The sequence below is a fragment of the Cobetia sp. D5 genome, assembly GCF_035666195.1.
Classification (GTDB): Bacteria; Pseudomonadota; Gammaproteobacteria; order Pseudomonadales; family Halomonadaceae; genus Cobetia; species Cobetia amphilecti.
The window spans coordinates 559537-579099 of the sequence record NZ_CP142020.1 but is presented as its reverse complement, the minus strand read 5'-3'; the positions used below and the strand labels follow the sequence as shown (position 1 = coordinate 579099).

Below are 19563 nucleotides of genomic sequence, written 5' to 3'. Positions count from 1 at the left end.
GCCAGATGCGTCATTCTCTGCCTTGAGACGTGACGCCAGCGCCTCCCTGCAACTATCTCTGCCACCACCGGCAGGAGCATGAATGCCCCGAACTGCCGCTGCACCCGATGTTTCACCCTCCCCCACCGATGCCACTGCATCGGCAGAATTCGTGCCACGCCGCTGGCTGGAGACACTGGCACGTGCCGGTGGCCGCTGGCCCCAGCTCGCCATCCTGTGCGCCCTGCTCTCGACGCTGGTGCTGCTCGCCCAGGCCTGGGCCATCGCACGCCTGGCCCAGGGCGTGGCGATCGACCGCGAAGGCCTGGCGACACTGTGGCCGGCCATCGCGGTGCTCGCCGCCAGTCTCTCGCTGCGCGGCGCGCTCACTGGCCTGCGTGGCTATGCCGGCACCCGCGCCAGTCAACAGATCCGCCGTCGCCTGCGCGAGCGACTGTTGCAGCGCTTCGCCGAACTCGGCCCGCTGTGGGTGCGTCGCCAGCATCGCGCCAGTCTCGCCAACCGCGTCTGGGACCAGGTCGAGTCACTGCACGGCTACTACGCCGACTTCCGCCCACAGACACGCCTCGCGGGGCTGATTCCGCTGATGCTGCTGTGCGTGGTGTTTCCGCTCAACTGGGCGGCCGGCCTGATTCTGGCCGCCACCGCACCACTGGTACCGATCTTCATGATTCTGGTCGGCATAGCGGCGCGCAAGCGCTCGCAGGAGCAGTTCCGGGAGATGGACCGCATGGGCCGCCACTTCATGGACCTGCTCACCGGCCTCAAGACCCTGAAGCTGTTCGGCGGCGCCAGACGCGGCCCCCAGGTCGAGGCGGTCAGCCATGCCTTTCGCAAGCGCACCATGCGCGTGCTGCGCCTGGCCTTCCTGTCCTCCACGGTGCTGGAATTCTTCACCGCGGTGTCCATCGCGCTGCTGGCGGTCTACCTCGGCTTCCACTTCCTCGGCCACCTGCAATTCGGCACCTGGGGCGACTCACCGCTGACCCTGCAGACCGCGCTCTTCATTCTGGTGCTGGCGCCCGAGTTCTATCAGCCGCTGCGCGAGCTGGGCGTGCACTATCACGCCAAGGCCGAGGCCGAGGCTGCCGCCAGTGATCTCGCCCCCATCGTCGGCAGTGCCCCCTTCACGCAAGAGGCCGAGGCTGGCGCACAGGCGCACAATGCCATCAGCGACCTGCCCGCGGCGCGCCCTCAGACCCGCAAGCTGCACTCGCTGATGCTGGAAGAGGTCTGTGTGCGCTATCCCAATCAGTGGAACCGCCAGACCAGCACGCTGACTCTGCCGGCGCTCGGCCCGCTGACCCTGCGGATCACCCAGGGCGAACGCGTCGCGCTGACCGGCGCCTCCGGTTCCGGCAAGTCGACGCTGCTCAATCTGCTGCTCGGCTTCGTCGAGGCCAGCGACGGCCTGCTGTATCTCAATGGCCATCCGCTGAGCCACGGCCTGCCGCCGGGCATGGCGACCTGGGTCGGTCAGGAGACGATGGTCCTGTCCGGCACGCTGGCCGACAACCTGCGCCTGGCCAGGCCTCAGGCCAGCGACGCACAGCTCGAAGCGGCGCTGGACAATGCCGACCTGCTTGACTGGTACCAGCACCTGCCGCGCGGGCTCGAGACGCGTCTTGGCGAGGGCGGCCAGGCGCTGTCCGGCGGTCAGGCACGCCGCCTGTCTCTGGCCCGCGCCTTCTTGCATGACGCGCCGCTGGTGCTGCTAGATGAACCCACCGCCAGCCTGGACGCCGACAGCGAAGCGCGCGTGATCGCCGCGCTCAAGCGTCTCGGCGAGGGTCGCACCCTGCTGCTGCTGACCCACCGACCAGAGCTGCTGACGCTGTGCCAGCGCCTGATTCATCTGGACGATGGCCAGCTGGTGCAGGACCGCCCGCTCCCCCTCCCGACACCGCGAGGTGACGCATGAACCGCGCCATCCGCAAGCCCGCGCCTGACACGCCCGCGGCTGTCACAGCAAGTGAGCCAGCACTGGGTGAAGCGTATAGCGAGCAGCGCCCACGTCTGCGCGAACTGACGCCCTATCTGGCCTTGATGCGCGAGCATCGCGGCTGGCTAGGCATCGGCGCGCTGCTGGCGCTGATCACCCTGCTGGCCGCCACCGGTCTGCTGGCGCTGTCGGGTTGGTTTCTCTCCGCCACCGCCGTGGCCGGCTTGAGCGTCGCCGCCACCCAGGCCTTCAACTTCTTCACACCGGCGGCAGGCGTGCGCGGTCTGGCGCTGGCGCGCACCGCCGGACGCTATGGCGAGCGCGTCACCACCCACGAAGGCACGCTGCGTCTGCTGGCGAGCCTGCGCCGCCGCCTGTTCGAGGCCATCGAGCCGCTCTCCCCCGCCGCGCTGCAACATGCCGGCCAGGGAGAGCTGATGACCCGCCTGGGCGCGGATGTCGACGCCCTCGACAGCCTCTACGTGCGCGTATTGATTCCCTCGCTGGTGGCGGTCTGCGCCATCCTCGCCGCCGGCACACTGATCGGCATCTTCGCGCCGACACTGGCGCTGGTGGCAGTAATCGGACTGGTACTGACCGGCGGACTGGTGCCGTGGCTGGCCTGGTGGCGTGGCAGCCGTGACGCCATGCGGCATCAGTCCTCGGCCAGCCGCCTGCGCGCGCGCCTGCTGGAACGCCTGCAGGGACTGGGCGAGCTGGTGATCTATGGTCGCTGGAATGAGGAGCTTGAGCGCCTCGCCGAGCAACAGGCCGAGCGGGATAGCATCGAGCGCGCCCAGGCACGCCGTCAGGCACTGGCCAGCTGGCTGAGCCACAGTCTGCTGGGGCTGACGCTGGCCGGGGTGGCGCTACTCGGCGTCATGCAAATGGCGCCATATGCGAACAACGACATGACGACGCATTCTGACGAGCTGCTCGATGGTCGCCTGCTGGCGCTGTTCCTGCTGGCCGTGCTCGGCGCCTTCGAGGCGCTGGCGCCACTGCCGCTGGCCTGGCAGGGGCTCGGTCGCTGCCTGTCGGCGGCCGCGCGCCTCAACAGCGTGCAGGCCAATACGCCGGCGGCTCAGTTCCCCAGTGACTCCGAGGCTGCCACGCCGGTGGGTCATGCATTGGAGATCGAGCAGCTGAGCGTCACCCACGGCGACACGCCGGTGCTCACAGAGCTTTCCCTAACACTGGCCGCAGGCGAGCATCTGGCACTGCTCGGCCCGTCCGGCAGCGGCAAGAGCACCCTGCTGGACGTGCTCAGTCGCTTCCATCTCCCCAGCGCCGGACGCATCACGCTGGGCGGCGTGGCGCTGGATTCACTCGACGAGGCCACGCTGCGCGCAAGCTTCGCGGTCTGCCCGCAGGACACGCATCTGTTCTGTGCCAGCTACGCCGACAACCTGTGCCTGGCCGCTCCCGAGGCCAGCGATGAGGCACTGACGCGCATGTTGGAAAGCCTTGGCCTTGGCGACTGGCTGGCCCGCCAGCCACAGGGACTGGCCGGCTTCCCGGATGAAGGGGGGCGTTCATTGTCCGGTGGCCAGCTGCGCCGCTTCGGTGTGGCGCGTGCACTGCTGTCACCGGCGCCGATCGTGCTGCTCGATGAGCCCTGCGAAGGACTGGACCGCACCAGCGCCGAGCAGGTGATGAGCGCGATTCTCGCCGCCTGCGAGGGCCGCAGCCTGATCATGATCACCCACCAGCCGCTGGGGCTGGAGCGCTTTGCGCGCCTGGCTCTGCTGGAGGCGGGCCGCCTGCAGGAAGACGCCACTCCGACCACGCTGAGCCGCGATTCCCGTCTCGCCAGGCTGATGGAGCGCACTGCGTGACGACAGTCACATTCGGCCACTACAGAGGGAGACATGCATGGCAGACAGCAGACTGGAAGATCAGCCATTGGCGGCGGACACCTTCGCGCGCCTGCCACAGGGCTTCTGCGCACTGGTCACCGGTGCCAGCGGCGGGATCGGGCGGGCGCTGATCGCTGAGCTGCTTGTCCATCCGCACTGTGGAAAAGTGCTGGCGGTGAGTCGCGATGTCTCATGCCTGGCGGCGCATCCCGAGCTCGAGACGCTGGAGGCCGACCTGACCACCGAGCAAGGCACCGCGCGCCTCGAGGAGTGGCTGGCACAGCAACTGGATGGGGAGAGCGAGGCGGGACAGCCACCGGCGCTGATATTCAACGCGCTGGGCCTGCTGCATGACGAGCGTGAGCAGCTATGGCCGGAGAAGCGCCTGGAGGATTTGAGCCTGGCGGCCCTGACGCGCCTGCACCAGGTCAACGCCTTCGCCCCGGCCCTGCTGCTGGGAATGCTGGCGCCACGCCTGCGCCGACGCACGCCGGTGATCTTCGCCTCGCTGTCGGCGCGGGTCGGCTCGATCTCCGACAACCGCAGCGGCGGCTGGTATGCCTATCGCGCCAGCAAGGCCAGCCACAACATGCTGCTCAAGACCGCCGCCATCGAGATCGCGCGCCGCAATCCCGAGGCACTGCTGGTCGCGCTGCATCCCGGCACCACCGACACCGGCCTGTCGACGCCCTTCCAGGCCCGCGTGCCCGAAGGCAAACTGTTCACCACGGGCTTCGTGGCGCGCCGTCTGCTGCGCGTCGCCTGCGAACTACCGCCCACCGCCAGCGGCGGCTTCTACGACTGGGCCGGCCAGGCCATCGAGTGGTAACCCTCTCGGTAGAGGCGACGTCAGAGCTGCAGATGCTCCTGGAACCACTCGGTGATGAAGTCGAGGTAGGCGCGGGTCTTGTCGGGCAGGTACTTGCGTGAGCGGAACAGCACCACCATCGAGCCATGCTCGTTCCAGTAGGGCTGCAGCAGCGGCACCAGCTCACCACTCTCCACTGCCGCGCGGGCCGAGAAGGTCGGCAGATAGGCGAGACCGAAGCCGGCCTTGGCCGCCTCCACCACGCCGAGCAGATTGTTGATCACCAGCCGCGACTCCGGCTCCACATCGAAGGGCTGACCATTGAGCGTGAAGCGCCAATGCGCCCCCAGATCGTAATTGCCGTAGAAGATGGTATCGAAGGCGCGGATGTCCTGGGGCTGCACCGGCGGCGCATTGACGCGCGCCAGATAGTCCGGCGCCGCATACAGGCCATAGACCACCTTGCACAGCGGGCGCGAGACCATCGAGGAATCCGGCAGCGGCCCCATGCGAATCGCCAGATCCACCGACTCATCGATGGGCTCGAAGCGCTGATCCTCGAGCAGAATCTCGACGCTGACATCCGGGTAGCGGCGCATGAAGGCGGTGGTCGGCGCGGCCAGATACATGAAGCCGAACGACACCTGCGCCGACACCTTGAGCTGGCCCATCGGCTGCGAGGTGACGGATTGCACGCGGGCCTCGGCGGATTCCAGCTCCTCGCGGATGCGCAGGCCGTGCTCGTAGTAGATGCGCCCCGCCTCGGTGAGATGCAGCTTGCGGGTCGAGCGATTGATCAGGCTGACGCCCAGCTGCTCTTCCAGTGCCGCCACCCGCTTGGATGCCAGCGACTTGGAAATTCCCAGTCGCCGTGCCGCCGCCGTGAAACTGGCCGCGCGCACGACCTCGACGAATACGCGCAATGCATCAAGTGTCGCCATGTGTCTTCCTTACCCTCGCTGTGCAACCGCCATGGCCCCCTGAACACGGCCAGACATCCCATCAATCTTCCGAGTTTCCATATTGGAAACCCTAGTTTTCGATTGTACGCGCTTATTCTCCAAAGCGCGGCACCCTATACTGTGCGCCACGAACATGCGGGAGCAGGCGCGTCGCGGCATCGGCCGCCTGCTCCCGGACTAGACCGACGACGGCCGGGCCTGCGTGGCGCAGCCCGACCGTCCAGGTTCGCGCTCAGGTAGTTGCACTGCTCATCCCACCGATTCCCGGTGACTGGTCTGCATGGCGACGCCCCCACGCGCGGTTTCGCTGTCGGCCCATCCCGGGCCTCGGTGGCGATCTTCAGTGTTGTAATGCAAGTTTCTTGTGCGCCTGGCCGTCTAACGACGCCAGGCGCTTTTTTTATGCCTGTCTTCAGTGACTTACAGCCACTTCTTCCACTTGAAGAACAGATAGGTCGAGAGCGCCGACACCCCCATCAGACACAGCGCGAAGGGATAGCCCCAGTCCTCGTCCAGCTCCGGCATCCAGTGGAAGTTCATGCCGTAGATGCTGGCGATCAAGGTCGGCGGCATGAAGACCACTGCCGCCACCGAGAAGATCTTGATGATGCGGCTCTGATCGAGGTTGGTGAAACCGATCGAGGCATCGAGCAGGAAGTTGACCTTGTCGAAAATGAAGGTGGTGTGCGGATTGAGCGAGTCGATGTCGCGCAGCATGTCGCGAATCTCCTGCCGTCGCGACTTCTGGCGTGGCGCCGAGGGCAGGTGGCGCGTCAGCTGGCGCAGCAGGCGCTGGCTGTCCAGCAGCGACTGGCGGACCTTGTCGTTGTAGCGCTCCTGCAGCAGGATGCCGTGCAGGGTGTCTTCCAGCGCCTCGGGGTGCACCGCCTGCTTGCCCAGTGCTTCCAGCGCGCGGTAGATATCCTCGATCTCATCGGCCAGGTAATCGACCTTCATCGCCAGCAGCGCCAGCAGCACCTCCCAGCCATCCTCCGGACTCAGCCGCTGGCGACGCAGGTGATTGCGGAACAGCCGCAGCAGGCCGATATCCTCGTGGCGCATGCTGATCAGCTGGCGCCCATGCAGATGGAAGGCGACGTTGGCCGTCTGTGGCTCGCGCCCCTTGCGATGCGGAAACAGCGAGACGACGTGGATGCCATCGCCTTCCAGATAGAAGCGCGACGACGATTCGATCTCCTCCAGTTCCTCGACATCAGGCAGCTCCACCGTGAACTGTTCGCTCACCCAGCGTTTTTCCTGCTCATCCGGCTCACAGAGATCGATCCACAGCACATCGCTTCGCACCAGAATCGGCGGTGCCAGCTCGTCATCGGCCAGCAACCCGGCATGCAGGGCAGCCGCCTCTTCAGCGCTATCCGCCAGGCGCGGCGGCGCATCGGGCTGGCCGGGCTGCGGGTCGGGCAACACGATATGTTCGCCGCGCAGGCGGCCATCATCGTGCAGTCGATAGAGTGTGATCATGATGACTTCCTCGAAAAGCCCCGCGGGTCGCGCCTGTGCACTGACTGATGACAATGACTGGCCACTATGGCCAACCGTCTGAAAAGGCAGCGAAACCCGGGCGCCTTGGCGGCGTGCGAATAGGATGTCGTCATTCTAAACGAGATGGCGCGCCAGCGGAGGCCGAGCGACGGGGCGTATCAGGCATGAGCGCGAGGCCGCGTGCGAGAGATCGCCCGAGGGAATAAGCGTGCGAGAGATCGAGCGAGTGAGGGAGATAGCGCGCCAGAGCAGCGTCTGACGGCCAGACACGAAAAAAGGCGACCCGTGAGAGCCGCCCTAAGACCGTGACTAGCTTGATGAGGAGAAACCCGAACAGGGGCCTGACTCCGCTGTTCTGGCTACCGCATTCCATGGCGGGAAGCGATGAATCCAGATTATGCTCTCCGGCAGACGCCGTCAATACTAATGAGAAATATTTTCATTAACATTGAGTCAGCGTTTATCTCACGCGCCGCTGGCCTCCCCTCACCGGCTGACGTATCATGGCGCCAGAATATCAAGGTCGTGACTGGCCTGATGAGACGCTTGCCAGGGACCTGACATCCAAATCTGGTGAGCACGAAGCACCGCTCGGCTCGCAAGCCTTCCTCCCTGTCATTGGCAGACGGAAAGCAAGTGAATCGAGAAGCGCTTCCGGACGCCTCCCTCGCGCAAGCGAAGGAGGCGTCTTTTTTTGCGCATAAAAAAGCGGCCCACCCCGTAGGATGAGCCGCTGGCAAGGACCGTAAAACTGTCTGATGAGAAGCCTCCCGGACAGGGGCCTGACTCCGCTGGCCGGGACACCGCTACCCATGGCGGGGAAGCGATGACCCCAGAATATGACCCGCAGGCTCAGACGTCAACACTAATGAGAAATATTTTCATTAGCATTGGGGAGTCAGGCACTTGCCGTGCCCTCTCGCCTCAGTTTCAGCCCTGCTTGTGCCACTCGAACTTCTTGAACGGCTCGTCGATCGGCGTCTCGGCCAGGTGATTGGTGTAGTTGCTCATCACCTTCTGGGACAGGCCCAGAATCACTTCCAGCACATTGCGCTTGGTATAACCGGCATCGAGGAAGGTCTGCACGGTGGCGTCATCGACGAAGCCACGCTCACGCACCACGGCCAGCGTGAAGGTACGCAGGGCTTCCAGACGCTCGGTCGGCAGCGGCGTCTCGTTGCGCAGCGCCTCGATGATGGCGTCATCCACCTTCATCGACTTGGCGATACCGGTATGCGCCGGCACACAGTAGTGGCAGTTGTGCTCGACGTTGATGGTCTGCCACACCACGGTGGTCTCTTCATCATCGAAGCTGCTGTCGAGGAACAGCTGGTGCAGCACCTGGTAGCCTTCCAGCAGGCCCGGCGCTTCGGCCATCACGGCGTGCAGGCCCGGCACCATGCCGAAGGCTTCGACGGACTTGCCGAGCAGCGGCTTGCTGTCCTGCGGGGCATTGTCGGCGGTGTAGAGTGTGAAATCTGTCATGAGGACTCCTTCGGAATGATGAACGAGATGCGCGGAGTCTCAGGGGCGGGCTGCCAGCCAGTGGCATGAAGCCTTGAGCAGCGCCCCTGAGGATGCAGGGCAAGATATGAGCAAACGCTCAAAATAACGCCTGACCATCCGCTGCACTGCGTTGTCGGGGAACACACTAGCTGGATTTGAGCGATCATTCAAGTTAAACTTGAGTACTCACTCAACACCTTGCTCCTTGCAGACCGCCCGCTTCGCCATGCCGCGCGAAGACAGGCGTCACTCGCGAGCCCCATCGTCAGGACAGCCATGCCACGCGCGACCTTGCACAACCGCCAGGATTCCCTCGAACGGGCGCTCAATCTCTTCTGGCAGAAGGGCTTTCATGCCACTTCGCTGAAGGATATCGAGCACGCGCTCGACATGCGTCCCGGCAGCATCTACGCCACCTTCGGCAGCAAGGATGGCCTCTTCCAGGAAGCGCTGGACTGCTACTCCGCGCGCAGCCTGCGCGAGATGGAAAGCCTGATGGCCAGCCACGACTCGCCATTGACCGCTCTCGCCACCTATATCCGCAAGCTCGGCGGACTGCGCGACTGCGAGGTGCCGTCCCGCGCCTGCATGCTGGCCAAGAGCCTGCTGGAACTCGGCGAGCGTGAACAGGCCGCCCGCGACAAGGTCGAGATGCTGCTCGCCAACATGGAAGCCCGCTTCCGCCAGGCCTTCGCAGACGCCCGCGACGCCGGTGAACTCATCGACCCCGAGCGCCCCGCGCACCAGCCGGAACGCCTCGGCCGCCGCCTGCAGGCCGAAGTCATGGGCCTGCGCGCCTACGCCCAGCGTGAAGGCGAAAGCGAAGCCGTCCACCAGCTCGCCGAAGACATCGCCCAGGACATCGAGGCGCTGAAGGTCAACAACACGCATTGAGCCATGAGCGGCGCATTGGCTCGCGGCTCCCTCTGACTCGGCGCTTCGCCTCACAAGCTGCTAGAATCACCGCCCGCTTGTCTCGACAGCGCCTGCACCTGATGCTCCGATCCCTGCTCCCACACCAGCCGATATGACTGCCATGCCGATGACACCGATTGACCGCACCTTTTCCGTTGCGCCGATGATGGAATGGACGACCCGAGACTACCGCGCCTTCGCGCGCGTGTTGAGCCGTCGTACGCTGCTGTACACGGAGATGGTGACCACCGGGGCATTGCTGTTCAATCCGGACCGCGAGCGCTTCCTCGGTCACGACGAGACGGAGCATCCGCTGGCGTTGCAGCTGGGTGGCAGCGACCCGCAGGCGCTGGCCGAGTGTGCGGCGATCGCCGAGAGCTGGGGCTATGACGAGGTGAACCTGAATGTCGGCTGCCCGAGCGATCGCGTGCAGAACAACATGATCGGTGCCTGTCTGATGGGCCATCCGGAGCTGGTGGCCAAGTGCGTGGCGGCGATGCAGGCGCAGGTGAAGATTCCGGTGACGGTGAAGTGCCGCATCGGGATCGATGATCAGGATGAGGACGCCGATCTCGAGCGCTTCATCACCACCGTGGCCGATGCCGGCTGCGACACCTTCAGCGTGCATGCGCGCAAGGCATGGCTGCAAGGCCTGTCGCCGAAGGAGAACCGCGATGTGCCGCCGCTGAACTACGGCCGCGTGCACCGCCTCAAGCAGGCGCATCCGTCATTGCATATCGGTATCAACGGCGGCCTGAAGCTGATGGATGAGCTGCACGAGCAGCTGGAGCACGTCGATAGCGTGATGGTCGGCCGTGAGGCGTACCACAACCCCTGGTTGCTGGCGACGGTGGACAGCGAGCTGTACGGCGAGGCCGAGAATCCGCACACCAGCCGCCACGATGCGCTGCGTGCCTTCCGCCCCTACATCGAGAAGCGTCTCGCCGAGGGCGTGCGCCTCAACCACATCAGCCGCCATCTGCTGGGGCTGTTCCAGGGTCAGCCGGGCGGCCGCCAGTTCCGCCGTCATGTCTCCGAGAACGCCCACAAGCCGGGCGCGGGCATCGAGGTCATCGATGACGCCATGGCGCGCGTGCCGGAGCACCGGCCCGAGGCACAGGTCGAGCAGGCCTGATCGAGCTGGCCTGTTCGCGCCGCTTCTGCCCTGTCTCTTCTACCCTCTCTATTCTGCCCTGTCCTCTTGAGAGCGGCGCTTTCAAAAGACCGTCCCCCGACACCCGGCCCTCGCGCCGGGTGTCGTCGTCTTGGCAGTCAGCAAAGTGACGGCACTGCACTGTCAGGCGTGACACCAGACGCAACCCTGCGTCGCCACCTAAGCTAATAACCCCTTAAATACCAACAACATGCATGACTTTCGTTTGATTGTCTGACAAAGCCATCTCACGCAGAATGGCTGACCATACGGACAACAACCGGTCTCGACATCGTCACGCCATGCTTGCGTGATGTCAGCCACACAACTGCTCCGTCATCGGCGATTCCTCCACAGTCCTCCTCTGCAGACCTGTGGGCCGGTCCATGCAGTCCCGTCATCCGGGCTGCGCTGCTTCTGCTGACACTTCCTTCGAGGTTCCATGTCCACACACTCCCCTACCGGAGCCAACAGCCGTGAGCTGTTCGGGCATCCGGCCGGACTCTATCTGCTGTTCTCCACGGAACTGTGGGAACGCTTCTCCTACTACGCCATGCGTGCCCTGCTGGTGCTCTATCTCACCGATGCCGTCACCAGTGGCGGTCTGGGCTGGAATCAGGGCGACGCCCTGCAGCTGTATGGCATCTTCACGGGCCTGGTGTACATCACGCCGATGTTCGGCGGAGCACTGGCCGACAACTGGCTGGGCGCCCGACGTGCGATCCTGATCGGGGGTCTGATCATGGCGGCCGGGCAATTCGTGCTCGCCGTGCCGCCAGCCATGAGCGGCCTCAACCCCGAGCTGCTGTATGTCGGCCTCGGCCTGCTGATCGTCGGCAACGGCCTGTTCAAGCCCAACATCTCCACGATGGTCGGTGACCTCTATCAACAGGGCGATCACCGCCGTGATGGCGCCTTCACCATCTTCTACATGGGCATCAACATCGGTGCGCTGCTGTCGGGCATCGTCGCGGGCTCCATGGCCGAAGGCTATGGCTGGAACGCCGGCTTCCTGGTGGCCGGTGTCGGCATGCTGCTGGCGGTCGCCATCCAGCTCATCTTCGCGCCGCGCCATCTGGGTGACCTGGGGGTCGAACCCAGCGCCCGCCGTGAGGCACGCCTGAGCAAGAGCAACAACCGCAAGACACCGCTGAGCCGTGAAGAGCGTGACCGCATCAAGGTCATCATGGTGCTGGGCCTGTTCACCATCCTGTTCTGGGCGGGTTTCGAGCAGGGCGGCGGCCTGATGGCGCTGTATGCGCAGGACTATACCGATCGCATGTTGATGGGCTTTGAAGTGCCGGCGGCCTGGTTCCAGTCGCTCAATCCGCTGTTCATCATCCTGCTCTCGCCGCTGCTGGCGGGTCTGTGGACACGCATGGACAACCGCGAGCCCAGCTCGCCGGTCAAGTTCGCCTTCGGCCTGATCGCCCTCGGCATCGGCTTCGTGTGCATGATCGGCGCGGTGCTGGAGCAGAAAGCCGCAGGCAGCGCCTCGATGATGTGGCTGGTCGGCGCCTTCTTCTTCCACACTCTCGGCGAGCTGTGCCTGTCGCCGGTGGGGCTGTCGATGGTCACCAAGCTGTCACCGGTGCGCATGGGCGCGCTGATGATGGGCGCCTGGTTCGCCTTCGTGGCGCTGGCCAACTATCTGGCCGGCATGATCGGCTCGCTGGTCGGCGAAGCCGGTGCCATGAGCGTGTTCGGCGGCATCGCCATCACCGGCGTGCTCGGCGGCCTGCTGTTGCTGGTGTTCGCCGGCAAGCTGGTGGACTGGATGCACGGCGCGGAAGCGCGTCATGACGGCCCGCTCGAGACCCAGACCAGCCACGGCTGAGTGCTCTGTGGCTGTCGCTTTCGACCAGACGACAGACTGCTGCAACGCAAACGCCCCGCTCATTGAGCGGGGCGTTTGCGTTATCACTGTCAGCAACAGGGCCGTAAAGGAGCGTGATGCGCCTAGATGGAGTCCGGCTCGAACAGCTGCTGGAAGTTGTCGACGGCGCTCTCGGCATCGTCGATCGCATGGAAGCGCGCCACGTGATAGAGCGCCTCGCCCTCATTGGCCAGCGGCAGATTGGCCATGCCGATGATGATGCCATCCGCGGGTGACAGCACCTCGCTTTCGCTGTTGCCGAAGGGGTCGGCGACGATGCCCAGCACCTGATGCTTCTCGACGCGGTCCCCCAGGCCCACGCGGCTCTGGACGATGCCATCGATGGAGGCCCGCGCCCAGCTGGAGCCGTTGGACATCTCCACCGCACGCGAGCTGGGCTTGCGGTCGCGGTCCTTGGCCAGCATGCCGATGGAGCGCATCACGCGCTTCACGCCGCTGACACCCGGGCGAATCGCCCACTCATCGAAGCGCAGTGCCTCACCGGCCTCATAGGTGATGACCGGCACGCCGCGCTCGCTGGCATAGGCGCGCAGACTGCCCTCGCGCAGCTCGGCATTCAGCAGCACCGGCGCACCGAAGGCGTCCGCCATCTGACGTGTGGCATCACTGCCGGTCATGGTGGCGCGGATCTGCGGCAGGTTGGTGCGATGAATCGCGCCGGTGTGCAGGTCGATGATGTGGGTGGCCTGATCGGCGATCTGCTCACGGAACAGCGCCGCCACCCGCGAGCCCAGCGAGCCGCTCTCGCTGCCCGGGAAGCAGCGGTTGAGGTCACGGCGGTCCGGCAGGTAGCGCGTGTGCTGCACGAAACCGAACACGTTGACGATGGGCACCGCGATCAGGGTGCCGCGCAGCCGCGCAAGGCTGGAACTCTTGAGCAGCCGCCGCACGATCTCGACGCCGTTGATCTCGTCACCGTGGATGGCACCGCACACCAGCAGCACCGGGCCGGGCTGGCGACCATGCACCACCTCGACGGGGATGTGCAGCGGCGCATGGGTGTAGAGCTTGGCGACAGGCACATCGACCTGGGCCCGCGTTCCCGGCGCGATGCGGGTACCGCTGATTTCAAATGGAGCGCGTGACATCGCCACCTCAGAGATTGTTCGACCAACGAGCGGCAGGCACTGCGACATGCCCGCCAGATCAGGCTACTCGCCCAGTGTCTCGAAAGAAAACACTGTGCGACATGCGCCTTTTAGCGCATTGGTGCGCCAAGGGAAAGACTTCATTGCAGCGTGTCGGGATGAAGCGCGGGCAGAATTGTTCAACAATGGGCCTTCACGACTCACCTTGCCCGCCCTCTCGACATGAGATGCCCGTGACCGATTCTCTCGACGCCCTGCTGACACTGCCCGATTACTCTGCGCTGGCCTGGAGCGCGATCATCTTCTCGACCTACCTGACCGGCATCTCCAAGGGCGGCTTCGCCGGTGGCTTCGGCTCGCTCTCGGTGCCGCTGATGGCGCTGGCCATCGGGCCGCTGGAAGCCGCAGGTATCCTGCTGCCGCTGTTGCTGGTGATGGACTTCCTGAGCTCTCGCGCCTGGTGGGGCAAACAGCTGTGGTCGGAGGTGCGCATCATCCTGCCCAGCGCCGCCATCGGCATCGCGGTGGGCGTGGTGCTGTTCGATGAGCTGGACGAGAACATGATTCGCGGCCTGCTGGGTGTCATCTCGCTGCTGTTCGCCGCCTATATGCTGTTCAAACCGACAGCCAGGAAACCGCTGCCCCGCTGGCTGGCCATTCCTGCCGGGGCCACCGCCGGCTTCACCAGCTTCTTCGCCCACGCCGGCGCCCCGCCCTACAACCTGTACATGATTCCGCGCCAGCACCCCAAGGAGACCTTCATCGCCACCACGGTGATCATCTTCGCTGGCATGAACCTGATGAAGCTGGGCCCCTACGTGGCGCTGGGCGAGATCAACCTCACCAGCCTCTCCACCTCGCTGCTGCTGGTGCCGGTGGCCTGGGCGGGCGTCAGAAGCGGCCTGTGGCTGCAATCCCGCGTCAACGAGAAGCTGTTCTTCCGCCTGATCATCATCGCGATGGCGCTGGTGGGTGTGCAGCTGATCTACAAGGCCTGGGGCTGATGGCCGCGCGGCCCATCACGCCCTGGCAACCACTGCCGCCAGCCATTGAAAACTCCCGCCACGGCCCTTGAGACCGAGCGCTGGAAGCCCCCTTGAGAACGATCGAGACAACGCTATGACACACCACATCAGCTACTACCACGCCCATCTCTACTACACCGATGAGCAGAGCCTGGCCGCCGCTCGCGAACTGGCGGCTCAGGCCGAGCAGCGCTTCACGCTGCGCGTCGGGCGCTTCCACCAACAGCCGGTCGGCCCGCACCCGCTGTGGAGCTGTCAGCTGTCCTTCCTGCCTGAGGAATTCGGGCGCATCATCCCGTGGCTGGCACTCAACCGCGGCTCGCTGGATATCTTCGTACACGCCGGCACCGGCGATGACCTCTTCGATCACACCCAGGGCGTGATGTGGCTGGGCAACTCGCATACGCTGAATCTCGCTGCCTTCGCCAGCGAGTGAGGCCGCAGCAAGCATTTAGCCCGCGGCAAGCATTGAGGCCAGGGCGATGGTTGACGCCCACCGCGGGTCTGACACGCTATCATCGCCTGACACCACTGACTCAAGGATGCCCCCATGACGCGACTGCGCCGCCTCCCCTCTCGTGCTGCCCTGCTGGGTGTGATGGCCTCAGGCCTGCTGTTGGCCGGCTGTGATGACAACGAGGTCGGGGATGTCTCGCTGGGCCTGTTCACCACCAAGGACATCAAGATCGAGAGCCTGATCGACCCCAAGGTGCCGGGCGTGACCTGCCATCTGAGCAACATCGAGGCGGACCTCGACTTCTCCGATCCCTCCGACATGAGCATCGCCTGCCGCCAGACCGGCCCGATCACGGCGGAGATGATCGCCGACATCGATACCTCCAAGAGTGGCGAGGAGGTCTATCGCAAGTCCAAGAGCGTGCTGCTCAAGAGCCTCAAGATTCGCCGCATTCTGGATCGCGACTCCCAGAGCCTGCTCTACATCGCCTACAGCACCAAGGAAACCAGTGGCAGCTTCAAGCATGCGCTGAGCAGCGTACCGCTGTGGGGCAGCGACGCCTGGCAGGCACCGGCAGCGCAGTGAGTCGCCTCGGCGCCTGAATCAAGCCTCGATTGATCAAGCGCCGACTCATAAAGCCCTGCTTCATCAAGCTCTGATTCATCAAACCATGACTCAACAAGTGAAAGCTCCAACATTATCCCTTGAAGTTGGGGGGTGTCGCTCCAAGGTCTTGTGCAACGGCTAGCCAGCCGGATTTTCATTCGCATGACGCAAAGGAGTGACACACGATGTCGAGCCCGGAGCACAAGCAGAAGATCTGGAAGCTGATCAAGGATGTGAAGGTCGGCATGTTGGTGACGCAAGGCGATGGCATGCCCCATGCCCGCCCGATGCATCTGGTGCAGGATGACTACGACGGCACCCTGTGGTTCTTCACCCGCGCCAGCGCCGAGAAGGTGTTTGAGGCCAAGAAGGACAGCGAGGTCTGCCTGAGCTTTTCCGATCAGGATGATGGCGTCTACGTGTCGCTGAGCGGTCATGCCAATCTGCACCGCGATCAGGGCCTGATCGACAAGTTCTGGAACCCGTTCGTGGCCGCCTGGTTCCCGGAAGGCAAGGATGACCCCGATGTCACCCTGCTGGAGATCTCGGTGCAATCCGGCGAGCACTGGAAGGCCAAGGAGAGCAAGGCCTATCAGCTCTACGAGGTGGCGCGCGCCAACCTCGACAAGGACCACACCCCGGACATGGGCGAGAACGAGAAATTCGGCACGGTGTAAGCAGAAGCCCGAGCTCGTCAGAGAGAGCTCTTTGCAGTGCCGCGTGAGAGTCAACGCGCACGGCCATGCCAGACACGACAACGCCAGCCCTCGGGCTGGCGTTGTCGTGTCTGGCAGCCTGCCGTTTCCAGCAGGCCTGGCGTCGGTGGTGAGGATTCAGGCCAGCGAACGCCTCAGGCCTTCATGTCGAGCACGATGCGCCCCTCGATCTTGCCGTCGATCATGCGTCCGAAGATGTCGTTGATGTCCTCGAGCTTGCCGGTCTGCACGGTGGCGGCGACCTTGCCTTCCGCGGCGAAGTCCAGCGCCTCCTGCAGGTCCTGACGCGTACCGACGATGGAGCCACGCACCGTGATGCCATTGAGCACGGTGGAGAAGATCGGCAGCGGAAAATCGCCCGGCGGCAGGCCGTTGAGCACCAGGGTGCCGCCACGGCGCAGCATGTTCTGGGCCTGATCGAAGGCCTTGGGCGACACCGCCGTCACCAGCGCCCCATGAGCGCCGCCGATCTCGCGCTTGATGACGCTCGCCGGGTCTTCCTTCATGGCATTGACGGTCACGGTCGCACCCAGACGGCGGGCCAGTTCCAGCTTGGCATCATCCACATCCACCGCCGCCACGTTCAGGCCCATGGCGCGTGCATACTGCACCGCCATGTGTCCCAGCCCACCGATGCCCGAGATCACCACCCACTGGCCGGGGCGGGTGTCGGTCATCTTGAGTCCCTTGTAGACCGTGACCCCGGCGCACAGCACCGGCGCGATCTCCACGAAGCCCACGCTGTCCGGCAGACGGCCGACGTAGCCGGCGTCCGCCAGCGTGAACTGGGCAAAGCCACCATTCACCGAATAGCCGGTATTCTGCTGGCTCTCGCACAGCGTCTCCCAGCCGCCCAGGCAATGCTCGCAGTGGCCGCAGGCCGAGTAGAGCCAGGGCACCCCGACACGGTCGCCTTCCTTGACGTGGGTGACGCCCTCGCCCACCGCCGCGATGGTGCCGACGCCTTCATGGCCGGGAATGAACGGCGGATTGGGTTTCACCGGCCAGTCGCCATGCGCGGCGTGCAGGTCGGTATGACAGACCCCGGAGGCGGCGACCTCAACCAGAATCTCGCCACGTCCCGGTCGCGGTACCGCGACCTCCTCGATCACCAGCGGTGCACCGAATTCACGTACCACGGCGGCTTTCATGCTGTTATCCATGACGTACTCCTCATCCATTGAAGACTGACGAACATTCAAGAAAGACGGACATTCAAGACAGACGAACCAGCAGAGTTGCGGTGGAGAGTTGCGCCGGAGAGTGTGGGCTTGCGCCTGCATGCGCCAGCGCCCATGCCAGCGTTTTTTCCATCACCCAGGCCAGCGCCTATGCCTGCGTTTTTCCAGCGCCCGAGCCTGCGCCCGAGCCCGAGCCAGTGCAAAGCTTGCCTCTCCATTGAAACCAGACGCAGCGCTCCCTGCCCTGCGCCAGATCAAGCAATCGGATCTGGCGCGGGCATCGTTGTCATTTTCTCAAGCGAGAATCGCGGGAGGCATGCAGCACCATCGGTCGCGGTGGCGCTGCCAGCCAGGCCTAGAAGAAGCCGAGCGGATTGATGTCGTAGCTGACCAGCAGGTTCTTGGTCTGCTGGTAGTGCTCCAGTGCCATCTTGTGGGTCTCGCGACCGACACCGGATTTCTTGTAGCCACCGAAGGCGGCATGGGCGGGATACTGGTGGTAGCAGTTGGTCCACACGCGACCGGCCTGGATGCCGCGCCCCATGCGGAAGGCGACGTTCATGTCGCGGCTCCAGACACCGGCGCCGAGACCGAATTCGGTGTCATTGGCAATGGCCAGTGCCTCGGCCTCGTCACGGAAGGTGGTGACGGCCACCACCGGCCCGAAGATCTCCTCCTGGAAGACACGCATCGAGTTGTTGCCCTTGAGCAGGGTCGGCTGGATGTAATAGCCGTTGGCCAGCTCGTTCTCCAGCTGCTCGCTGCTGCCGCCGGTGAGCACCTCGGCGCCTTCCTCACGGGCGACATCCATGTAGGACATGATCTTGTCGAACTGCTCGCGGGAGGCCTGGGCGCCGACCTGCACGTCGGTGTCCAGCGGGTTGCCGCGCTTGATGGTCTTCACGCGCTCCATCACCCGGGCCATGAAGTCGTCGTAGATGCTTTCCTGGATCAGGGCGCGTGACGGGCAGGTGCACACCTCGCCCTGATTGAAGAACGCCAGCACCAGGCCTTCGGCGGCCTTGTCGATGAACTCGGGTTCGGCATTCATGATGTCGGCAAAGTAGATGTTGGGCGACTTGCCGCCCAGCTCCACCGTGGAGGGGATGATGCTGTCGGCGGCGCACTTGAGAATGTGCGAGCCCACGGGAGTGGAGCCGGTGAAGGCGATCTTGGCGATGCGCTTGCTGGTGGCCAGCGCCTGACCGGCCTCGGCCCCGTACCCATTGACGATATTGAGCACGCCCGCCGGCAGCAGGTCATTGATCAGCTCCGCGAGCACCAGAATCGAGGCCGGGGTCTGCTCCGCCGGTTTGAGCACCACGCAGTTGCCGGCCGCCAGCGCCGGGCCGAGCTTCCAGGCCGCCATCAGGATCGGGAAGTTCCACGGGATGATCTGCCCGACCACACCCAGCGGCTCATGGAAGTGATAGGAGACGGTATTGGCATCGATATCCGCCGCGGTGCCTTCCTGGGAGCGCAGACAACCGGCGAAGTAACGGAAGTGGTCCGCCGCCAGCGGAATATCGGCGTTCAGCGTCTCGCGCACCGCCTTGCCGTTGTCCCAGGTCTCGGCGACGGCCAGCATCTCGAGGTTCTGCTCGATGCGATCCGCGATCTTGAGCAGGATGTTGGAGCGCTCCTGCACCGAGGTCTTGCCCCAGGCAGCGGCTGCCTTGTGGGCGGCGTCCAGCGCGAGGTCGATATCCTCCGCACTCGAACGCGGGATACGGCAGAAGGCCTCGCCCGTCACCGGGCTGACATTGTCGAAGTACTCACCCTTCACCGGCTCGACGAAGCGACCGCCGATGTAGTTGCCGTAGATATCCTTGAACTTGACCAGCGCATCGGCGCTGCCCGGGGAGGCGTAGATCATGGCGAACTCCTGTTGGCCGGATTCACGAGTGGCGCTCGTGATCGACGGCCTGTTGTTGTCGTTGCTGCG

General features: G+C 64.7%; 16 protein-coding genes. 10 read left to right on the top strand and 6 right to left on the bottom strand.

Annotation, left to right across the window (positions count from 1 at the left end; translation table 11 throughout):
• Positions 1-82: 82 nt before the first annotated feature.
• The 3 genes from cydD to U0O11_RS02465 are packed head-to-tail and all read left to right on the top strand — an operon-like array spanning position 83 to position 4630.
• Entirely contained in the window at positions 83-1921 is a 1839-nt protein-coding gene (gene cydD, locus U0O11_RS02475; protein WP_324691528.1) for a thiol reductant ABC exporter subunit CydD, read from the top strand.
• The gene (cydC, locus tag U0O11_RS02470) at positions 1918-3780 is read left to right on the top strand and encodes a thiol reductant ABC exporter subunit CydC (RefSeq protein ID WP_324691526.1); all 1863 of its coding nucleotides are present in this window, start codon (positions 1918-1920) and stop codon (positions 3778-3780) included. The genes cydD and cydC overlap by 4 nt, the downstream gene beginning before the upstream one ends.
• A gap of 37 nt (positions 3781-3817) precedes the next feature.
• Positions 3818-4630: an SDR family NAD(P)-dependent oxidoreductase gene (locus tag U0O11_RS02465; protein ID WP_324691524.1), complete on the top strand. Its 813-nt coding sequence runs from the start codon at positions 3818-3820 to the stop codon at positions 4628-4630.
• 20 nt (positions 4631-4650) lie between these two features.
• Here the strand turns inward: U0O11_RS02465 and U0O11_RS02460 are convergent, their stop codons facing one another.
• From U0O11_RS02460 to U0O11_RS02450, 3 genes are all read right to left on the bottom strand, one after another.
• Positions 4651-5550 carry a LysR family transcriptional regulator gene (locus U0O11_RS02460; protein ID WP_043333112.1) on the bottom strand — a complete coding sequence of 300 codons (900 nt, stop codon included), beginning with the start codon at positions 5548-5550 and terminating at the stop codon, positions 4651-4653.
• Between the two features lie 441 nt (positions 5551-5991).
• The gene (corA, locus tag U0O11_RS02455) at positions 5992-7053 is read right to left on the bottom strand and encodes a magnesium/cobalt transporter CorA (RefSeq protein ID WP_084589333.1); all 1062 of its coding nucleotides are present in this window, start codon (positions 7051-7053) and stop codon (positions 5992-5994) included.
• Positions 7054-8004: 951 nt separating this feature from the next.
• Positions 8005-8559, bottom strand: coding sequence for a carboxymuconolactone decarboxylase family protein (locus U0O11_RS02450; protein WP_043333113.1), 555 nt, complete (start codon positions 8557-8559; stop codon positions 8005-8007).
• Between the two features lie 297 nt (positions 8560-8856).
• On the opposite strand from U0O11_RS02450, the gene U0O11_RS02445 reads away from it, so the two are divergent.
• The 3 genes from U0O11_RS02445 (at position 8857) to U0O11_RS02435 (ending at position 12485) form a co-directional block, all read left to right on the top strand.
• On the top strand, positions 8857-9474 hold the full coding sequence (locus tag U0O11_RS02445) for a TetR/AcrR family transcriptional regulator (RefSeq protein WP_324691519.1): 618 nt from the start codon (positions 8857-8859) through the stop codon (positions 9472-9474).
• A gap of 148 nt (positions 9475-9622) precedes the next feature.
• Positions 9623-10630 (top strand): tRNA dihydrouridine(20/20a) synthase DusA, encoded by a 1008-nt coding sequence (gene dusA / locus U0O11_RS02440; RefSeq protein WP_052384479.1) that lies wholly within the window; start codon positions 9623-9625, stop codon positions 10628-10630.
• Between the two features lie 460 nt (positions 10631-11090).
• Positions 11091-12485, top strand: a complete 1395-nt coding sequence (locus tag U0O11_RS02435; protein ID WP_324691517.1) for a peptide MFS transporter — start codon at positions 11091-11093, stop codon at positions 12483-12485.
• 122 nt (positions 12486-12607) lie between these two features.
• On the opposite strand, the gene U0O11_RS02430 is transcribed toward U0O11_RS02435, so the two are convergent.
• On the bottom strand, positions 12608-13633 hold the full coding sequence (locus U0O11_RS02430; protein WP_216060074.1) for a succinylglutamate desuccinylase/aspartoacylase family protein: 1026 nt from the start codon (positions 13631-13633) through the stop codon (positions 12608-12610).
• A 233-nt stretch (positions 13634-13866) separates the two neighbouring features.
• Here U0O11_RS02430 and U0O11_RS02425 point away from each other — a divergent pair, with 233 nt between their 5' ends.
• From U0O11_RS02425 to U0O11_RS02410, 4 genes are all read left to right on the top strand, one after another.
• On the top strand, positions 13867-14637 hold the full coding sequence (locus U0O11_RS02425) for a sulfite exporter TauE/SafE family protein (protein WP_234368262.1): 771 nt from the start codon (positions 13867-13869) through the stop codon (positions 14635-14637).
• 115 nt (positions 14638-14752) lie between these two features.
• Positions 14753-15094 carry a DOPA 4,5-dioxygenase family protein gene (locus U0O11_RS02420; RefSeq protein ID WP_043333117.1) on the top strand — a complete coding sequence of 114 codons (342 nt, stop codon included), beginning with the start codon at positions 14753-14755 and terminating at the stop codon, positions 15092-15094.
• Between the two features lie 114 nt (positions 15095-15208).
• A complete protein-coding gene (locus U0O11_RS02415) occupies positions 15209-15700 on the top strand; it encodes a CreA family protein (protein WP_324691512.1) in 492 nt (163 codons plus the stop codon).
• 206 nt (positions 15701-15906) lie between these two features.
• Positions 15907-16398, top strand: a complete 492-nt coding sequence (locus U0O11_RS02410) for a pyridoxamine 5'-phosphate oxidase family protein (protein ID WP_054555360.1) — start codon at positions 15907-15909, stop codon at positions 16396-16398.
• Between the two features lie 173 nt (positions 16399-16571).
• Here U0O11_RS02410 and adhP read toward each other — a convergent pair whose 3' ends face one another.
• Together adhP and exaC are read right to left on the bottom strand one after the other, a co-directional pair.
• The gene (adhP, locus tag U0O11_RS02405; RefSeq protein WP_172978611.1) at positions 16572-17600 is read right to left on the bottom strand and encodes an alcohol dehydrogenase AdhP; all 1029 of its coding nucleotides are present in this window, start codon (positions 17598-17600) and stop codon (positions 16572-16574) included.
• Between the two features lie 373 nt (positions 17601-17973).
• The gene (gene exaC, locus U0O11_RS02400; RefSeq protein ID WP_324691508.1) at positions 17974-19494 is read right to left on the bottom strand and encodes an acetaldehyde dehydrogenase ExaC; all 1521 of its coding nucleotides are present in this window, start codon (positions 19492-19494) and stop codon (positions 17974-17976) included.
• Positions 19495-19563 lie beyond the last annotated feature (69 nt).